This window comes from Streptomyces sp. NPDC058525 (genome assembly GCF_042719495.1).
In the GTDB taxonomy this organism is placed as follows: domain Bacteria; phylum Actinomycetota; class Actinomycetes; order Streptomycetales; family Streptomycetaceae; genus Streptomyces.
Genome location: NZ_JBHXNP010000080.1, coordinates 27,167 through 44,214 on the forward strand (window position 1 = coordinate 27,167; position 17,048 = coordinate 44,214).

11 protein-coding genes are annotated in these 17,048 nt (G+C 70.4%); 10 read left to right on the plus strand and 1 reads right to left on the minus strand.

Features of this window, described 5'->3' with window-relative positions; all coding sequences use genetic code 11:
• Positions 1–21: 21 nt before the first annotated feature.
• From ACFWP3_RS30165 to ACFWP3_RS30195, 7 genes are all read left to right on the plus strand, one after another.
• Positions 22–1,101: a hypothetical protein gene (locus ACFWP3_RS30165; RefSeq protein ID WP_384227261.1), complete on the plus strand. Its 1,080-nt coding sequence runs from the start codon at positions 22–24 to the stop codon at positions 1,099–1,101.
• Between the two features lie 238 nt (positions 1,102–1,339).
• A complete protein-coding gene (locus tag ACFWP3_RS30170) occupies positions 1,340–3,430 on the plus strand; it encodes a glucose PTS transporter subunit IIA (RefSeq protein ID WP_384227263.1) in 2,091 nt (696 codons plus the stop codon).
• Positions 3,431–3,511: 81 nt separating this feature from the next.
• Positions 3,512–4,402: a PRD domain-containing protein gene (locus ACFWP3_RS30175; RefSeq protein WP_384227265.1), complete on the plus strand. Its 891-nt coding sequence runs from the start codon at positions 3,512–3,514 to the stop codon at positions 4,400–4,402.
• A 152-nt stretch (positions 4,403–4,554) separates the two neighbouring features.
• Positions 4,555–4,920, plus strand: coding sequence for a hypothetical protein (locus ACFWP3_RS30180; RefSeq protein WP_384227267.1), 366 nt, complete (start codon positions 4,555–4,557; stop codon positions 4,918–4,920).
• Positions 4,917–5,591, plus strand: coding sequence for a nucleotidyl transferase AbiEii/AbiGii toxin family protein (locus ACFWP3_RS30185; protein WP_384227269.1), 675 nt, complete (start codon positions 4,917–4,919; stop codon positions 5,589–5,591). Before ACFWP3_RS30180 ends, ACFWP3_RS30185 begins: the two co-directional genes overlap by 4 nt.
• Before the next feature lie 517 nt (positions 5,592–6,108).
• Entirely contained in the window at positions 6,109–7,155 is a 1,047-nt protein-coding gene (locus ACFWP3_RS30190) for a PQQ-binding-like beta-propeller repeat protein (protein WP_384227279.1), read from the plus strand.
• Positions 7,156–7,421: 266 nt separating this feature from the next.
• A complete protein-coding gene (locus ACFWP3_RS30195) occupies positions 7,422–7,805 on the plus strand; it encodes a hypothetical protein (protein ID WP_384227271.1) in 384 nt (127 codons plus the stop codon).
• A 125-nt stretch (positions 7,806–7,930) separates the two neighbouring features.
• Here ACFWP3_RS30195 and ACFWP3_RS30200 read toward each other — a convergent pair whose 3' ends face one another.
• Positions 7,931–12,298 carry a tetratricopeptide repeat protein gene (locus ACFWP3_RS30200; protein WP_384227273.1) on the minus strand — a complete coding sequence of 1,456 codons (4,368 nt, stop codon included), beginning with the start codon at positions 12,296–12,298 and terminating at the stop codon, positions 7,931–7,933.
• Between the two features lie 471 nt (positions 12,299–12,769).
• On the opposite strand from ACFWP3_RS30200, the gene ACFWP3_RS30205 reads away from it, so the two are divergent.
• The 3 genes from ACFWP3_RS30205 to ACFWP3_RS30215 all read left to right on the plus strand — a co-directional run bounded on the left by ACFWP3_RS30205 (position 12,770) and on the right by ACFWP3_RS30215 (position 16,479).
• Positions 12,770–13,978 (plus strand): AAA family ATPase, encoded by a 1,209-nt coding sequence (locus ACFWP3_RS30205; RefSeq protein WP_384227275.1) that lies wholly within the window; start codon positions 12,770–12,772, stop codon positions 13,976–13,978.
• 159 nt (positions 13,979–14,137) lie between these two features.
• Positions 14,138–15,715 carry a Mu transposase C-terminal domain-containing protein gene (locus ACFWP3_RS30210; protein WP_384227281.1) on the plus strand — a complete coding sequence of 526 codons (1,578 nt, stop codon included), beginning with the start codon at positions 14,138–14,140 and terminating at the stop codon, positions 15,713–15,715.
• Positions 15,712–16,479 carry an AAA family ATPase gene (locus ACFWP3_RS30215; protein ID WP_384227276.1) on the plus strand — a complete coding sequence of 256 codons (768 nt, stop codon included), beginning with the start codon at positions 15,712–15,714 and terminating at the stop codon, positions 16,477–16,479. Before ACFWP3_RS30210 ends, ACFWP3_RS30215 begins: the two co-directional genes overlap by 4 nt.
• The last annotated feature ends 569 nt before the right edge of the window (positions 16,480–17,048 follow it).

The following is a 17,048-nucleotide window of genomic DNA, read 5'->3' on the forward strand; positions in this document are numbered from 1 at the left end:
GGAGAGGGGAGAGGGAGGGACATGGCGAAGGCCACCTCATTCCGCACGGTCGTGGCACTGATCCGGGCCGCGGAGGACCTGCTGGTCAAGAAGGCGGGGCAGACCAGTCCGCTGGACCGCGTCAGCACCTTGCGGGGCGTCTACTACGGCACCCCGTGGAGCCTGGACTACAGAATCGAATCCGCCCGCAGCGCGGGCGGCGCACAGATCCGCAACCTCGGATTCCTGACCTACACGGGAGGAGCCGTCCCCGTGGATCCCCGGCCGGCCTTCGCCGGGACCACCCTGATGGCCGACCTCCAGGCCAGTCAGAGCATCCGCGACCACGGGCGCGGAATCGACGTCGGGCACATGATGATCGGACTGGAGGTCCGCTCGAAGCAGGTGCTGCGGACGCAGAACTTCCCCGGGCAGGGCGGAACCGGCCTGGAGATCGTGACCTGGCTGGGCGACCTCGGCGGAGGCGCCGCGAACCTCGCCAAGCGCCGGATCCTGCGCCCGACCGGCGTGGAGGTCATCTTCCACAACAGGACCTCGGACTACGGGGTGATGGACAACCTCGAGGGCGACGCCGCCGGATACCTGGTCGCCTGCGGCGCGACCCCCGGCGGGCCGCCGCAGTACGCGCCGGGCAAGGGGATCGCCGACGCGCTCGCCGCCTACCTTCCGCTGGCGGGCAGGGCCGAGTGGGCCACCCGCGCCGCCCGCTTCGCCCAGGCGCTCGGCGCCACGGTCTCCCCGACGGGGATCGCCAACAAGGCCGACGTGACCGACAGGCTCGCGGACAAGCTCTACGAGTTCGCGGTGTGGTACGCGGCGACCAGGTGGGTCCCGTCGGGCGAGCTGCTCGGCCCGGCCGCGGAGAAGGCCTGCCAACACATGAAGGGAGCCGCGCGCGAGGTCGCCACCGTCTTCGTCACCACGCTGTCGTCCGCCATCGCACATTCCCCCAACGCCATCGACGCGGCGGGTCCGTACCCAGGCCAGAGCGCGACGGGCCCCTGCGCCAGCACACTGCTCAAGGCCGCTTCCGTCAACGTGGGCGCGGTGCGCGAACAGCTCGACGAGTGGGCGAAGGAGTTCGGCCGCCTCTTCCAGTGAGCCGCCGCGAGCGAAAGTCGCGCGTCTTGCGGTCCCGGTCAGGGCGGGTTAAAGTGACGCCCGATCGATCCCGATCACAGGGTTGTTACTCCCACGAAGACAGCACGTCTTCGGAGGCGAGGCAAGGCCTGGGAAGCGCCGCCGGCGCGACCCGGGCCTTTTTTGTTGCCCGAACCCAGGCGGGAGAGGTCGTGAACCGACGTAGGACGGCAAGAGCCCAGAGATGCAAGGACGCATCATGAACACACCCACAGCAGGGCCCGGTGCGCTGGCGGAGAAGATCCTCCGCGGCGTCGGCGGAGCCGGGAACGTCGAGAGCCTCACGCACTGCGCGACGCGGCTGCGCTTCCAGCTCCACGACGGGTCGAAGGTCGACAAGGCCGCTCTCGACGCCCTCGACGGGGTCATGGGCACCGTCGCGCAGTCCGGTGACCGCTTCCAGATCGTGATCGGCGGCGCCGTCTCCAACGTCTACTCGAAGATCGTGAACCTGCCGTCGATGAGCGGTGGCGGCACACCCCGCCCGCAGTCAGACGCGGACGTCAAAGCGGCGGTCCGGGCCAAGGGCCGCGGCCGCTACGCCTGGGTCGACAACTTCTTCGAGTACCTCTCCGACTCGTTCCGCCCGCTCATGGGCGTACTGCTGGGCTCCTCGCTCATCATCGCGATCGCCTCCGTCCTCGACGCCCTGGGCATGGTGGACTTCCGCGCCGCGGACAAGTCCGCCAGCTGGGTCTTCGTCGACGCGATGTGGCGCTCGGTCCTGTACTTCCTGCCGATCATGGTCGCCTACAACGCGGCCAAGAAGCTGAAGGTCGACCCCTGGGTGGGCGCCGCGGTGATGGCCGCGGTCATGACCCCGAACTTCACCGGCATGCTCAACGACAAGGCGGGGATCCCCGGCGTCAGCTGCACCACCAACGCGACGCTGGGCACGCAGGAGTGCGTCGCACACGTCTTCGGGCTGCCGATGCAGCTGAACGACTACGGCGGCCAGGTGTTCGTGCCACTGCTGATGGTCGCCGTGCTCGCCCTCGTCTACAAGGGCCTGCAGCGCCTCTTCCCGGAGGCCGTGCACCTGGTCTTCGTACCGTTCTTCAGCATGCTGATCATGATCCCGGTGACCGCCTTCCTCATCGGCCCCCTGGGGATCTGGGCCGGCAACGGCCTCGGCTCGGGTCTGTCGTGGCTCAACGGCAACGCCCCGATCGTCTTCGCGATCATCATCCCGCTGCTGTACCCGTTCCTGGTGCCGCTGGGCCTGCACTGGCCGCTGAACGCCCTCATGCTGCAGAACATCAACACCATCGGCTACGACTTCATCCAGGGCCCGATGGGCGCCTGGAACTTCGCCTGCTTCGGCGCCACCGCCGGTGTGCTGCTGCTCTCGCTGCGCCACCGTGAGAAGGAGATGCGCCAGACCGCCACCGGCGCCTTGGCCGCGGGCCTGTTCGGAGGCATCTCCGAGCCCTCGCTGTACGGCATCCACCTGCGCTTTAAGCGGATCTACCCGCGCATGCTCGTGGGCTGCCTCGTCGGCGGTGTGATCCTGGGCGTCCTGGGCGGAGTGAACACCGAGGCCTTCGCCTTCACCTCCCTGCTGACCGTCCCGGTCTTCTCCCCGATGGCCACCTACGCCATCGCGATCACGGCGTCCTTCTTCGTCTCGATGGCCCTGGTCTACTTCTCCGACTTCCGCACACCGGAGGACCGGGTCCAGGCCAACGCCGAGCGCGACGCCGCCGAGGCCGCCCCCCGCGGCGAGGCCGAAGCGGCCGATGACCGCGAGCTCGTCACCGTCGGCGCCGCCACCGCCGCTGCCGCGAACGCGGGCACGGTGTCCGCCGCACCGGCCGGGGCCGCCACCGCGCAGGAGGGCCTCGAACTCCTCGCGCCGGTCGCCGGCCACGTGCTCGGCCTCGACGAGGTAGGTGACCCGGTCTTCGCCTCCCGCGCGCTCGGCGAGGGTGTGGGCATCGAGCCGGCCGACGGCCACGTCGTCGCCCCGGTCGACGGTGAGCTGGTCACGGCCGTCGAAACCGGCCACGCCTTCGGAATCCGTACCGAAGACGGCGTCGAGGTGCTCATCCACATCGGCATCGACACGGTGCAGATGAACGGCGAGGGCTTCGACGTCCGCGTCGAGTCCGGTCAGCAGGTCCGCGCCGGCGACCTCCTCGTCGAAGTCGACCTCGACGCGGTACGCGCCGCCAAGCACCCGACCGTCACCCTCATGACGGTCACCAACACCGCGGAGCTCACCTCAGTCGAGCCGCACACCCGCCAGAACGTCGCCGCCGGCACCCCCGTGGTGACCGTACGGCGGTGACGCCCCCCGTCCGCCCCCCCGTCGCTGCTCCGGCGCGCCGGACCAGCGGACGGGACGGGCGCGGGGGAGCGGTGCGAGACCATGGAAGACATCAACCCGGTACAGGAAGGCGGGCAGGCAGTGGAGGCGCTGCGCGTCCTCAACAACAACGTGGTCCTCGCACGCGACGAGCAGGGCCAGGAGGTCATCCTCACCGGACGCGGCATCGGCTTCAACTGCCGCCAGGGCCAGCGCGTCGACCCCGCGCTCATCGTCCGCGTGTTCGTCCCGGCCGACGGCCGCGACCCCGACCATCTGGCCGAGGTACTGGCCCTCATCGGCGAAGAGGTGCTGCGGGCCGTCGTGATCTCCCTCAGCGAGGTCGGCATCGAGGGGCGCGAGTCCACCCGCCCCACGCTCGCGATCGCCGTCGCCGACCATGTCGCAGGCGCCCTGGACCGGACCGCGCGGGGCATCGTCATCGAGTACCCGCTGCGGGCCGAGGTCCAGACCCTGTACGCCGCCGAGTACGCCCAGGCGCAGCGCCTGCTGGCGGCCATCAACGAGCGCGTGGACCCGCAGCTGGACCCCGCCGAGACGACCGCGCTCACGTTGCACCTGGTCAACGCGGGCTTCACATCGGGCGACTTGTCTTTCACGTACACGATGACCGGGATCATCCAGCAGATGCTCGCCGTCGTACGGGAACGGTACGGACTCGAGGTACCCCAGGAGTCGATGAGCGCGGCGCGGTTCATCACCCACGTCCGCTACCTCTTCGTACGCGTCCAGCAGCACCGCCAGCTACAGGGTCACGAGTCCACGATCGGCAAGGGCATCCGCCAGCACTACCCGGAGGCGACCCACACCGCGCAGCAGCTGGCGATGATCGTCGAACTGCGCCTGGGCCAGCAGCTGAGCGAGGACGAGGTCTCCTACCTGGCCCTCCACGTGGCCCGCATGACCATGGAAGCCGACACCGCCGCCTTGTGAGTGTCCCCCCGCACGCCAGCACATCGCCGGCGAGGCCGGGCACATCGGCGACGCGAACTGCCCCGGACCAGGAACGCGACGGAGGAGGAATCCGGCGGCGGCTGTCGCGTCTGCGGTACCGGGGACGGGCGGGACGCGGGATAATCGGGTCCATGGTCACGCTCTCCTCCAGCAGCGCGGCGCCCTCGGCCGCCGAGGTGCTGCACGCCCGGTACGCGGGCCGGCTGCCCGCCTCGCTGGAGAAACTCGCAGGTCCGCGGCACGGCGTCGTCGAGCTGCCGCTGCACGTGGCCTGGTCCGGACTGCGCGCCTACGACCTGGACCGGCCGCGCCTGCGCATGGGCCTGTACCGCACCGTCCTGGCCGAAGGACAGCACGAGGACCTCGTCACCCTGCTGAACCACGACCTCCTCCTGGCGCAGTGGCCCGTCCTGCGCACCTTGATCAGCAGGCATCTGCGGCAGGTCTGGGAAGAAGCCTTCCCCGAGCTGGCGACCACAGGATCCGCCGCAGCGTGAACCTGAGCGACTTGCACCGGCGGCTCCTGGCCGCCGTCATCGACATCGGCGCCCCGTACCCCCTCGTGATCACCGGAGGGTACGCCGTCCAGGCCCACGGCCTCGTCGAGCGGCTCAGCCAGGACCTCGACGTAGCCACCGAGAACCCGGCTCCCATGGCGGAGATCGTCGCGGACCTGGAGCGGGGCCTGGCCGCACGCGGCTGGCACGTGCGCGTGATCGACGTGGACGCCCTGTCGGCCCGCCTGATGACCGCCGACCCCGACACGGGCGAGGAGTGCGAGGTGGACGTACTCAAGGAACACTTCTGGACACCGCCGGCCCAGACCGAGTACGGCCCGGTCCTCGCCTTCGACTCCGTCATCGGCACCAAGGTCCGCGCCCTGGCCGACCGCGGCGCCGTACGCGACCTCATCGACGTCCACGCGGCCTCCCGCCACCGCACCACCAACGAGCTGGAACACCTCGGCAGGCGACACGGCCGCGACGAATTCCGCCTCCACGACCTCCGCGACCGCCTCGCCGGCGCGGACTGGGCCGACGACGAGGAGTTCGCCGCGTACGGCCTCACCGAAGACGAAACTGCCGAGCTCCGCGCGTGGGCCCAGCGCTGGGTGACCGATCTCGAACAGCGCCTGCACGAAGACGACGTCCGGAACGACCTCCACTGACGCGCGGAGGAAGCCGTATGTCCCGCACGGGCTGATCCGCCGTGCCAGCATGGCGTGCGCATGACGGAATCGGGACGGGGGGACCGATGGAGGCAGCGGAGCTCGCGCGCCTGGCGATCGGAACGGTCGGCGCGGCGATGAGCGGTGCGGCGGGAACCGTGGGTACGGAGGCCGGGCAGTTGGTGACCGATCTCGTGCGCAGTCGCATGACCTCCACAGAACGTGGCCGCGAGGCGTTAGCCGGCCTGGCCGCCGCCCCGGACGATCCGGCGGCGCAACACGTCGCGGGGGAAGCTCTGCAAGCGGAGATCGAAGCCGATCCCGACCTGCACCGACAGCTGCGACTACACCTGAGCGACGCCCGGTCCCAGAACACCGGCAGCATCGTGATCACAGGAACCGAGATCTCCCGCAGCCAGATCTCGCTCGGGCCCATCACCGCGAACAACACCCGCTCCGGCCGACTGGTCCTCGCTCTGGCCGGGGCCCTGATCCTGGCCCTCCTGGCGCTGCTGACATACGGCGGAGTACGTGTCTTCTCGTTCGGGGACTCCCCCCCCGAAGCAGCGCCCCGGACGGGGCGTCGGCATCGGGCAGCACCGCCGGCGGAGGTTCCCGGGCCACTGAGGGCCGACAGCTCTGGACCTTCTCCTTCGAAGCACGGCTCGCGGCGCTGGCCTTCGCCGACGGACGCGTGTACGCCGCCGCCAACAGGTCTGACTCCGAGGTCAACGCGCGTCTGTACGCCGTCACCGCCGCCACCGGCCAGTCGGTGTGGGACACCAACCTGGAGGGGGGCGCGCTCTCCACCCCCGTGGCCGCGGACGGCAGCGTGTACGTCCGGTCGAGCGACTCCCATCTCGGCTACGACGGGCGCCTGTACGCCGTCGATGTCGAGACGGGCCGGATCCGCTGGTCGGTGCCCGCCCCGGGCTTCTCCTTCCACGGGCTCACGGTCGACCACGGAACCGTGTACATGGGCACCTTCAGCATGCGCGACGGCCGCGGCGGGGACAGGTACCTGGCCGCGCTCGACGCCGCGACAGGACAGGAACGGTGGAGGTTCCTCGTCGACAAGTCGGTCGCCAGACCGCCTGTGGTGTCCGACGGCACCGTGTACTTCCGAGCCGTCGACGGCCCTGTCCACGCCGTCGACACCGCGACGGGCCGACAACGATGGGTGTTCGACACCTACTCCAACTCACCCGTTCCACCATTGGCCGTCGCAGGAGGGGCCGTGTACGCCCTCTCGCGAGATGGCCTGCACTTCTTGGACACGGCCACCGGCAGACCGCGGACGACGTTCCCCGCGAACAGCGACGGCCTGAGCACGTCGATGTCCGAACACGGCGGAACCGTCTACACCGCCACATCGGACGGCAGCCAGTACGGCAGCACGCTCCACGCGATCGACGGCAGGTCCGGCCGGCAACGGTGGAAGCTCGGCACCGACCGCGCGGTACGCTCCACGATGGTCCCCACCGACGAAGCCGTCTACTTCAGCAGCGGCGGTGAAGGCCCCGCCGTCCTGCACGCCGTCGACCCCGCCTCCGGCCGAAAGTAATGGACGGCCACCCTCGACGGTCGCGCCTGGCACTCGGCACCGGTCGTATCCGAAGAGGCCGTGTTCGTATGCGTCGGCGGCACCGCCGACAAGAGCACCCTCACCGCATTCAAGCGCTGAGCCCCGTGCGGCAGCCGGCAGGTCACTCTTTCGGGATGCGCACAGACGTTTCTTCCTGGGCCGAACGAGTGGCCGGGCGGGTCACCCTGCGGGACCGGGGCAGCCCAAGGGTGTCTGGATCCCTGATAGGCAAGGAAGGCCGAGACATGAAACCAATCCGCCCCCTCACCGTTGCTGCCGTGGCCGCCCTCGTGCTCGTCGCCGGCGGCGTGACCTCCGCCATCGCTCTGGACGGCAGGGACGATCCGGCCAAGCCCGCCTATCCGGCCGACCCCGGAGTCGTCGCTCCGCTGAGCGCGCACACGCAGCACCACAGCGATCAGGTGACCATCCCCGCCGGAGGCTTCGGCTTCGCGCACGTGGACTGTCCGGCGGGCACGGTGCCCACCGGGGGCGGCGGCCAGACCACCAGCACGCTCACCTTCATCACCGACTCCATCCCCACCAGCGGGGGCTGGTCGGTCGGTGTGAAGAACACCGCCGACGTCAGCAACAGGGCGTCAGCCTGGGTCATCTGCACCACCCCGTAGACCCGTCGCCCGGACCCCCCGCGAACTTCACCTCGCCACCCACCGGGAGAGGGCGGCGAGGTGAAGCAGATCGCCGATCGAGGCGTACCAAGGCGCCCCGCCCCAAAGGCGGGGCGGGGGCACCCTCATCCCGCCGCGCGCTCCGATAGGACCCGCTCAGCCACCCCCACCCGGTCTGCCACCTCGCCCCCCAAAGCCGACAGCTCGCCGAGATAGTGCCGGAGGTCTGCGCGAACGCCCTGGTCCGAGACGCGCGAGAGGAACACCCCGGTTGCCTCCGAGACGTCGCCGTCCTGCCCGAACAAGAGGACGCGGATCAAGGCGAAGACCGGATCGGTGTCATCGGCCGCCGCACGCCCGGGACGGTCGAGCAGCTCCGCCCACCGCTCCCGCGCCTCGCCGCCTCCCGACCGCACGGAGTCGAGCATCGCCTTCTCGAAGAGGCATTCGACGTCGTCGGGATCCGCGGCCAGGACTCGCTCGAGATCGTCACCCGCCTGGCCGAAGTCCCCCATCTGACGAGCGGTGATGGCGCGTTCCTGCAGTGCCAACGCGTAGTCGGGATCCAGCTCCAGCGCTGCGGTGAAGTCGGCGACGGCCGAGCCGTGTTGGCCCGCCTGCCGGTGGATCATGCCGCGCTGTGTGAGTACGGAGACGTTGGCGGGCTCCTGGCCGAGTACCGCGGTGACATCTGCGAGAGCCTCGTCGAACCGGCCGAGCGCCACGTGGGCGAGGGCCCGTTGCATACGTGGCGGCACGAGCGTCGGGACCTGGTCGAGCGCCGCGGTCAGATCGACGACGGCCTCGTCGTAACGGCCGCTCTCCCGGTGCACGAACCCCCGCGTTACCAGTGCCAGGGAGCCGGCCGGATTCAGGTCGAGCGCCACGGTGACGTCCGTGAGGGCCTCGTCGAGGTGGCCGAGTGTCGCATGGACGATGGCCCGTTGGGTGAATCCCCGGGCCAGCGTGGGGTCCTGGCCAACAGCACCCGTGAAGTCGGCGATGGCCTCGTCCCAGCAAGCTGCTTCCCGGTGCGCGATTCCGCGTTCGACCAGTGGCCATGTCTCGCCGGGGTCGAGTTCCAGTGCCGCGGTCAGATCGGTGACGGCCTCCTCGTATCGTCCAGCCTGACGGTGGGCCTGTCCGCGCGAGCCCAGGGCCCAGGCATTGGCGGGGTCCAGAGCGAGCGCGGCGTTGAAGTCGGCTACAGCCTCCTCGTACCGCTCGGCCTGCCGATGGGCCTCACCCCGTTGGCTGTGGGCCGTGGCCAAGGTGGGAACCACGTCGAGCGCGGCGGTGAGGTCGGCAATCGCCTGCTCGTAGTGGCCCGAGTGCCTGTGCGCGATTCCGCGCGATACGAGGGCCAAGGGGTCGGCCGGCGCCAGCGCGAGTGCGGCGGTGAAGTCGGCGACGGCCTCGTCGAGCTGACCGTAGTCCCCGTACGAGATTCCGCGTTGCACCAACCCCATGACGTCTGTGGGGTCCAGGACCAACGCGGCCGTGAAGTCCGCGATGGCCTCCTCGTCCTGGCCGACGTCCCGGTACGCCTCTCCGCGCGAGATGAGGGCCCTGACCGATGCCGGGTCCGTCTCGAGTGCGGCGGTGAAGTCCGCGATGGCCTTCGCGTGATGGCCGGCCTGCTGATGCGCGGTCCCTCGTGAGATGAAGATCCCGGCATTGGCGGGGTCCAGAACGAGCGCGGCGGTGAAATCGGCGACGGCCTCGTCGTAGCGTCCGAACCTGCGGTGTGCGATGCCGCGCGAGACCAGCGTCAAGGAACTGCCGGGGTCCAGGACCATCGCGGCCGTGAAGTCGGCAATGGCCTCCTCACTGCGATCGGCCCTGAGATGGGCGATACCGCGCTGGATGAGGACCGAGCCGCTCGCGGGGTCCAGCTCGAGCACCGCGGTGAAGTCGGCGATGGCCTCGTCGCAGCGGTCTGCCTCCCGGTGTGCGATTCCACGTTGGGTCATGGCCACCGTGTTGGTGGGGTCCTGGTCGAGTACGGCCGTGAGGTCGGCGATGGCCGCGTCGTCATGCCCGGCGTCCCGGTGTGCCATGCCGCGCACGACGAGCGGCCATGTCTCGGCGGGGTCGAGTTCGAGAGCGGCAGTGAGGTCGGTGACGGCCTCCTCGAAGCGGTCGGCCTGCCAATGAGCCTGTCCGCGGGAGCCCATTGTCCAGGCGTCGGCAGGATCCAGGGCGAGCGCGGCCGTGAAGTCGGCGATGGCCTCGTCGTACCGCTCGGCCTGCCGATGGGCTTCACCGCGTTGGCTGTGGGCCCAGGACATGGTGGGGTCCAGTTCCAGCGCGGCAGTGAGGTCGGTGATGGCCTCGTCGTAGTTCTCGGCCTCCCGATGTGCCTCCCCCCGGGTGAGGAGCGCCCAGGCGTACGCCGGGTCGAGGCCGAGCGCGGTGGAAAGGTCGGCAATGGCCTGCTCGGAGCGGCCCTGCCACCGGTGGAGGTCGCCCCTCCAGGCCCAGGCACGAACGTTGCCGGGGTCGAGGCCGATGGCGCGGTCGAGTTCCGCGAGCGCTTCCTCGTCGTGGTCCTCGAGGTAGAGGTGCCGGCCGCGGTACGTATGAGCCCACGCCCGTGCAGCGGTACTCAGCCGACCTTCGGTGAGCAGCGCAGTCAGAGCGGCCATGGCGGGCTCGTCACCCGAAAGGGCCTTCTGAAGCCGCCGCGCCCACAGCACGAGCTCGGGATCCGCCGTGTCCCGAGCCGCCTGGTCGAGTGCGTCGGCCCATTGCCGCAGCGCGGCCGTGTCACGCCCGGCAGCCTGCACGGCCTCGCCCAGCGCTGACGCCAGATGCGCCGCGGGCTGTGCGCAGAGCCGGTGGTACGTCTCGTCGACGTGATGCCGACGCCACCGCGCGTCACCCCACCGCTTCCCAACGGGAAGGCCTTCTTCGGCAACGGCCCGCCAACCAGCATGCGCCTCCGCCAACTGCAGATGCGCCGCGACCCAACGCTGCGGCGAGCGGGTGCGCTGCTGGCGGACCATGCTGGCGCGCACCACGGCGTGGTACTGCTTGAAGTCGCCACGGCCCGTGACGAACGGCTGGTCACACAGCCACGCCCACAACCCTTGCGCCTCAACGGGCACGGCGGCGACGAACACGTCCTCGTTCAGCTGCGGCACCAGCGCACACGCCAGGACCGCCTCACGCTGCTGCGCACTGGTGATCCACTGCACGAACCGGTCGACCGCCGCATCCACCACGTCCCCGCCCGCGTCCACGTCCCCGGCAGCCGCGGGCTTCGTGAGCGCGAAGAGCTCCACCAGGAGGGGCAGCCCCATCGACAGCTGCCACACCGCCTCCGCCACCTCCGGCTCGGTCACGCCGCGCGCCGCGAGCAGCGCCCTCGTCTCGACCTCGTCGAACTCCTCCAGCGGTACGTCGGCCACCTGGGCCCGTAGCTCGGCCCAATCCCGCTCCCGCAGCTCGTCCCGCCCCGCCATCACCACGATCACATTGGCCGGCAACGACCCGAAGGCATCGCTCAGCAGCTCCCGCAGCCAGTCGTCCAGGTAGCGCCCGGTCTGCTCCCACGTGTCGAGGAAGAGCACCACCCACGGATACCGGTCGCACAGCCGGCCCACCTCGGACACGAACGCCCGGCTCACCCCGGCCGCATCACCCCCGCGCGCCCGACGGCTCCGACCCCGCACACCCGCCCGCAGCCGGTCCAGCCCCTGAGCAGCCGTGTCCGGGTTCGCCATGGCGGTCATCACCCCGGCCCCAGGGATCAGCGACACGGCCCCCAGCGCGGCCTGCGACACCAGCCGGCTGGACACCGAGGCCCCGCCCTCCGCCGGGTCCGCACCCTCGACCGGCATCGGCTCGGCGGCCGCCTCCTGCTCCCGGCGGTACTGCTCCGCGGCCTTGTCGAACTCCTTGAACGGCCCGGACTCCTCCGCCAACTGCCGCGCCAGCTCCACCAGCGCCTGCTGCACACCGTGCACGTCGTTCTCGTCCACCACCGCGGTGACCGCCCCGGCCGCCCGCGCGGCATGCTGCCACTGCCGCACCAGGGTGCTCTTGCCGACCCCGCCCACTCCGCGCACATGGAACAGGAACTCCGCGGCCTCCGGATCTTTCGTCAGGTTCTCGGCGAACAGGGATAACTGAGCCCGCCGCCCCACGAACTGCGACCGCGCCCGCTGTCGAATCAACTCACCACGGGATCGATTCCGCTGCCCCGACCCTGCCATGAACACCCCCACCTCAGCCTGCGCCGCCCACCGCTCCAGGCTCCTGCTGTTGCCAGCAGTATCTCGACTCCCGCAGCCCCCCCCAACGGGCGTCTCCGCCATCCACGGCGGCCTCCGCACGGAAACAGACTGCACGATACTGCTGCCGACTGACAGAGAACGCCGAACCGTGCAGGCATTCCCTCGCCCGAGCGGCCCGGGCGCTCCGCGTGCACTCCCCCGATGCCGCTCATCCGAGTTCTCGCTGACGCCGGCAATCCGATCGGACCGCACACCACCAGGTCCCGACTGCTCCCCTTGCGGGGCGCGGCCGGGGCCTCTTGCATGTGGGCCGGGCTGGCGGGGTCTGCGCGGTGTTGGGCGTGGGTCAGCCGCGAGCGGTGGCGACTGCGCCGAAGTAGACTGTGGCGGCCTTCTTGCTGTGAGTTGGGGGTGTGGTGGCGGGGCTTGGGCGTCATCAGTGTGTGATGGATTTCGGGCCTGGTACAGCACGGTTCCTGGCTGCGTGATGGCTGTCACGGGGCGACCAAGGGGCTGCCATTTGTCGATAGCACGTGGATGGTGTGGCTGTCACAGGGTTGAAAGTTCCTGTGTTCGGGGTGGTCTGTTTGGGCTGTGCTGGCGGGTATGGCTGGTCGGTCGGGTCGCGGTGTACGTGATGAGGCAGGGGCTCCGGCTGCGGGGTCAGGCGCGGGTCGGGGTGTGGTGGTTCGGCGTCTGCTCGCGGTGGAGGAGTCGGGGGTCGTGTCCCGGCTGCATGTGAGGGTCGCTGCGGAGCTTGCCGGGGTGTCGGAGCGGACGGTGTGGCGTTGGCTCGCTGAGGGGCGGGCGGGGCGGATCGAGGCGAGGCCGCGCCGGGACGGGTTCGCGGTGAGCGAGGCGCTGTGGGCGGTGCTCGCGGAAGAGGGTGGGAACGTCTCCGGCCTGCGTCGGCGGTTGGAGCGGGCACACGCTGATGGTGGGCTGGAGGAGTGGGGTGTTGGGCGTGTCCCGTCTCTTTCGACACTCCAGCGTGTGGTGCTCCGGGATCTGCGGGCGGGGCGGGTGTTGGAGGTGGCGAGGCCTTCCCGGAACCGGGTTGAGGCTAGCCGGTATGAACGGGTTCTGGCCGACCTGAAGCTGGAGCGGGCGGGTGAGGGCCTGCCGGTGCTGGACTCGGCTGGGGAAGTCTCAGGCGTTGCCGAGTCGGACGAGGAGAGCACTGGTCCGTCGCGGGGTGGGGTGCGCTTGTTTGTGCCGGGCGCGCGTGTGGTGTCGACGGGGGCGGTCGCGGAGGTCGTCGAGGTGGTGGGGCACACGGTGGCGGCGCGGGGGATTGGGTGTGTGTTCGGGGATCCGGGGGTGGGGAAGACGGTGGCGGTGCAGCAGGCGTTGCATCTGCTGCCCGATCGGGTTCCGGTCTGGCGGGCGGTGGTCGGTGTGAAGCCGGGCTTGCCGCAGATGCGGGCGTCGTTGCTGGAGGCGCTGGGGCTGGCAGCGGGGTCTTTGTCGCACCGGGCGCAGCCGGCGGACCGGGCCCTGGGGGAGGCGCTGCGCCGGCCGGGGGTGCTGTTCCTCGATGATGCGCAGCGTCTGTGGCCGCCGCTGCTGGACTACCTGCGTCTGCTGTGGGACGAGCCGGGGACCGCTGCCGCGCTGCTGTTGTGCGGGGCGGGGGCGGAGCGGGTGATCGCGCGGGCGCCGGCGTTGCGGTCGCGGGTGTTGACCTGGCACCAGGTCCCCGGGCTGGACCAGGAGCGGCTCGTAGAGACGCTGGCGATGTTCCATGACGTGTGGGAGGGCGTCGATCCCGCGGACGTGGGATGGGCGGATACGACGGTGGCGCGGGGCAACTTCCGTACCTGGGCGAAGGTCACCTCCCACGTCTACGCCCTGTCCAAGCGTGGCGGGGACGTACAGGTGGACCGTGCGCTGATGGAGCAGGCCTGTGCCCGGCTGGGCCCCTACCCGTAGCGGCTGGCGGCGCGGGATCGGAAAGGGAGGCCAAGACGGGCGGCAGGGAGCGGTTCCATGATCAGTTCATCCGAGGCGGGAACGTCGGCACCGCTGGACGTGGCAGAGCCGGTGCCTGAGCTCCAGGGGCTGGCGCTCGCGGCGTTGCGCGGCCCTGCTGTGCAGCGGTTGTTGCTGCTGCGGGCCCAGGGGCGGCTGTCGCGGGGGCATGTGCGTCTTGCGGGGGAGTGTCTGGGGGTGTCGGAGCGGACGGTGTGGCGGTGGCTCGCGCAGGCCGAAGCCGATCCAGACGCAGGGGCTGTTCCGGGTGCCCGGCCGGTGTCCCGGTTCGAGGTGACGGCTGAGGTGCGGGTGCTGCTGGCGTACTGGCGGGGGAACGCCTCGGCGGTTCACCGGCAGTTGGTCGTCCGGGCCCGGATCGCAGCGGGGGAACCGGCCATGCCGCTTCCAGGCGGTGCGTCGAACGAGGTGGTGCCCTTGCTGGATCCGGTGCCGTCGTTGTCGACGTTCCTGCGCGCGGTGCGCCGTGACCTGACCGCGGGCGAGCGCGCGGGTCTGGCCCGCGGGCCGGAGGCAGCCCGGGCCCACGATGTGTTCGGGCGTCGTCCGAGGCTCTGGCGGAACCACACCTGGGAGGCCGACCACGTCCAGGCGCCGCTTATGGTCCACGCGGACGGGGAGCTGGTACGCCCGTGGGTGACCTGGTTCATCGACGTCGCGACGAAGACCATCACCGGGACCGCGGTCACCCCTGGCTATCCGTCCCGGGCCTCGATCCTGGCGGCCCTGCGCGCCGCGGTGCTGCGCACAGGCCCGTATGGGCCCGCGGGCGGCATCCCTGAGCATGTGCGGGTCGATCGCGGCCGGGATTTCCTGTCGAAGACGGTCCTGGGTGCGTTCACCGACCTGGATACCAAGTTCGAGGACCTGCCTGCCTACAGCCCTCATCTGAAGGGCACGGTGGAGAACCTCAACCGGTGTGCCGACCGCATGCTCTTCGCGGTCCTGCCCGGCTACACCCTCACCCCCAAGCCCCGGCGTGCCAAGAAGAAACCCGATCCTGACGAGCCGGTGCCGCTGACCTTCGCCGAGTTCACGGCCGAGGTCCTCGACTGGGCACGGTGGTGGAACACCGAACACCGCCCCTCCGGCCTGGCCGGCCGGACCCCTCTCGAGGCCTGGCAGGCCGACCCCACGCTCCTTTCGGACATCCCCGAGGCCGCGTTGTGGGGGCTGATGCTGGAAGACGACGGCCGGGTGCGGAAGCTGAGCAGCCACGGGGTGCGCTGGCGGGGCCGTGACTACATCGGTGCGTGGATGGCTGGCCAGGCAGGCCGCCACGTCCGGATCCGGCACATGCCCCACCACGATCACGAGATCGAGGTCTGCGACCCGTCCGGCCGTCACCTGGGCACCGCTCACCTCGCCGACGCCGCCACCCCCGAACAGCTCGACGAACTGCGCCGCGCTCGCACTGTGCGGGCCCGCCGTCTACGCGAGGAGGCGAAGAAGGCCGAGGCCCTGCGCCGCCAGCGCTTCGCCCCGGCCACCACGCCCACTCCCGCGCAGCGCCTGGGCGCCGTCACAGCGGCCGAAGCCGCCCGGGAACTCGACGCGGCCGCCGACAGAGACATGGCCGCCTTGGCCCTGCCCGACCTCATCCCTCCCGCCCCACCGCCCGACGACTGGAACACCCCAGCCTCCCTGCGCCCTGCCGTCCGAGAGGAGAAGCGATGACGAGCCAGCTGCCGCCGCGAGAGACCGACCACTACACCCAGCTCGCGGACGCCACGGTCGTCACGACCCGGGCACTCCTGGCCGCGAGGGAGAACATCACCGACACGATCGACGCCAGAGCGATGATGTGCCTCCACGGTCCGGCCGGGGTGGGCAAGACACTCGCCGCGAACGTCTGCCTGCGTGAGCTTGAGAGGACCCGTGGCGAGGAGGTCTGCCGGATCAGCTTCAGGGCCCGCCCCACCGCCCGTGCGGTGCGGTATGAGCTCTTCACTGCGCTCGGTTTGCCGGGCGAACCTCCGCGTCACCCGTCCGAGTTCGATCGGCTGATCCTGGACTCGCTGGCGGCCCAGCCGCGTACGCTGGTCGTGGACGAAGCCCAATGGCTAAATCGAGAGACGTTCGAATATTTTCGGTTCGTCTGGGACCACCCGTACTCACAGATCGCGATCATCTTCGCCGGCGGCGAGGGGGCACACACGGTGCTGCGGAAAGAGCCGATGCTCTCCTCCCGCATCTTTATCTGGCAGCACATCACCAAGCTCACTCTGCGGGAAGTTCAGCAGGCCATCCCGCTCTACCACCCCATCTGGGCCAGGACCGATCCGGCGGACATCGCCTTCGCCGACCACCACGCGGCGCATGGCAACTTCCGCAACTGGGCCCGACTCACCGCCCACACCCTGACCGCACTCGAACGGACAGGCCGCGACCACCCTGACCAGGAAGTGCTGCGCTGGGCGTTCAGCAAGCTGGGCAGCTGACACCTCCGTACGGAGTCGCACTGATTGACACCGGCCACGACGAGCCGAAGCCGTAGCGATGCAACCCATCCATTCCAGAGACAATCCGGAAGCAATACTGAAGCACACCCGGTTCCATCTCTCGCATGCGCCAGGCTGCTCGGCCCGCGGCTGACAGGAGCCGACATCAAGTGACAGCAATCGCCATGCGCTACAGCCGCAGGGCACCCAGCCCTCTCCCGGCCAGCCCCGGGAACACCGCAGGCCAGGAGCAGACCGCAGCACACCACCGTTCTGCTGCCAGCCGCCCGCGGAGCGGGCTGGTCCTGGAGGCGGAGCCGGAAGGACCCAGGCGGGGGAGCGAAGCGGACCCGCCCAACGGGCCGAAGGCCCGGACTCCGTGAAACGGAGTCATCCATGCCTGCGAAGCAGGCCGTTCGGGGTGGAGCGAAGCGGAACCCCGAACCTTGTCCGGAGCGAAGCGAAGGACTCCCGGCCCGAAGGGCCGGCTCTGGCTCGGCGAAGCCGAGCCCCGCCGAGCGCAGCGAGGCGCTTCGCTGGCACAGCGCGCAGCGCTGTGGGACCCGCTC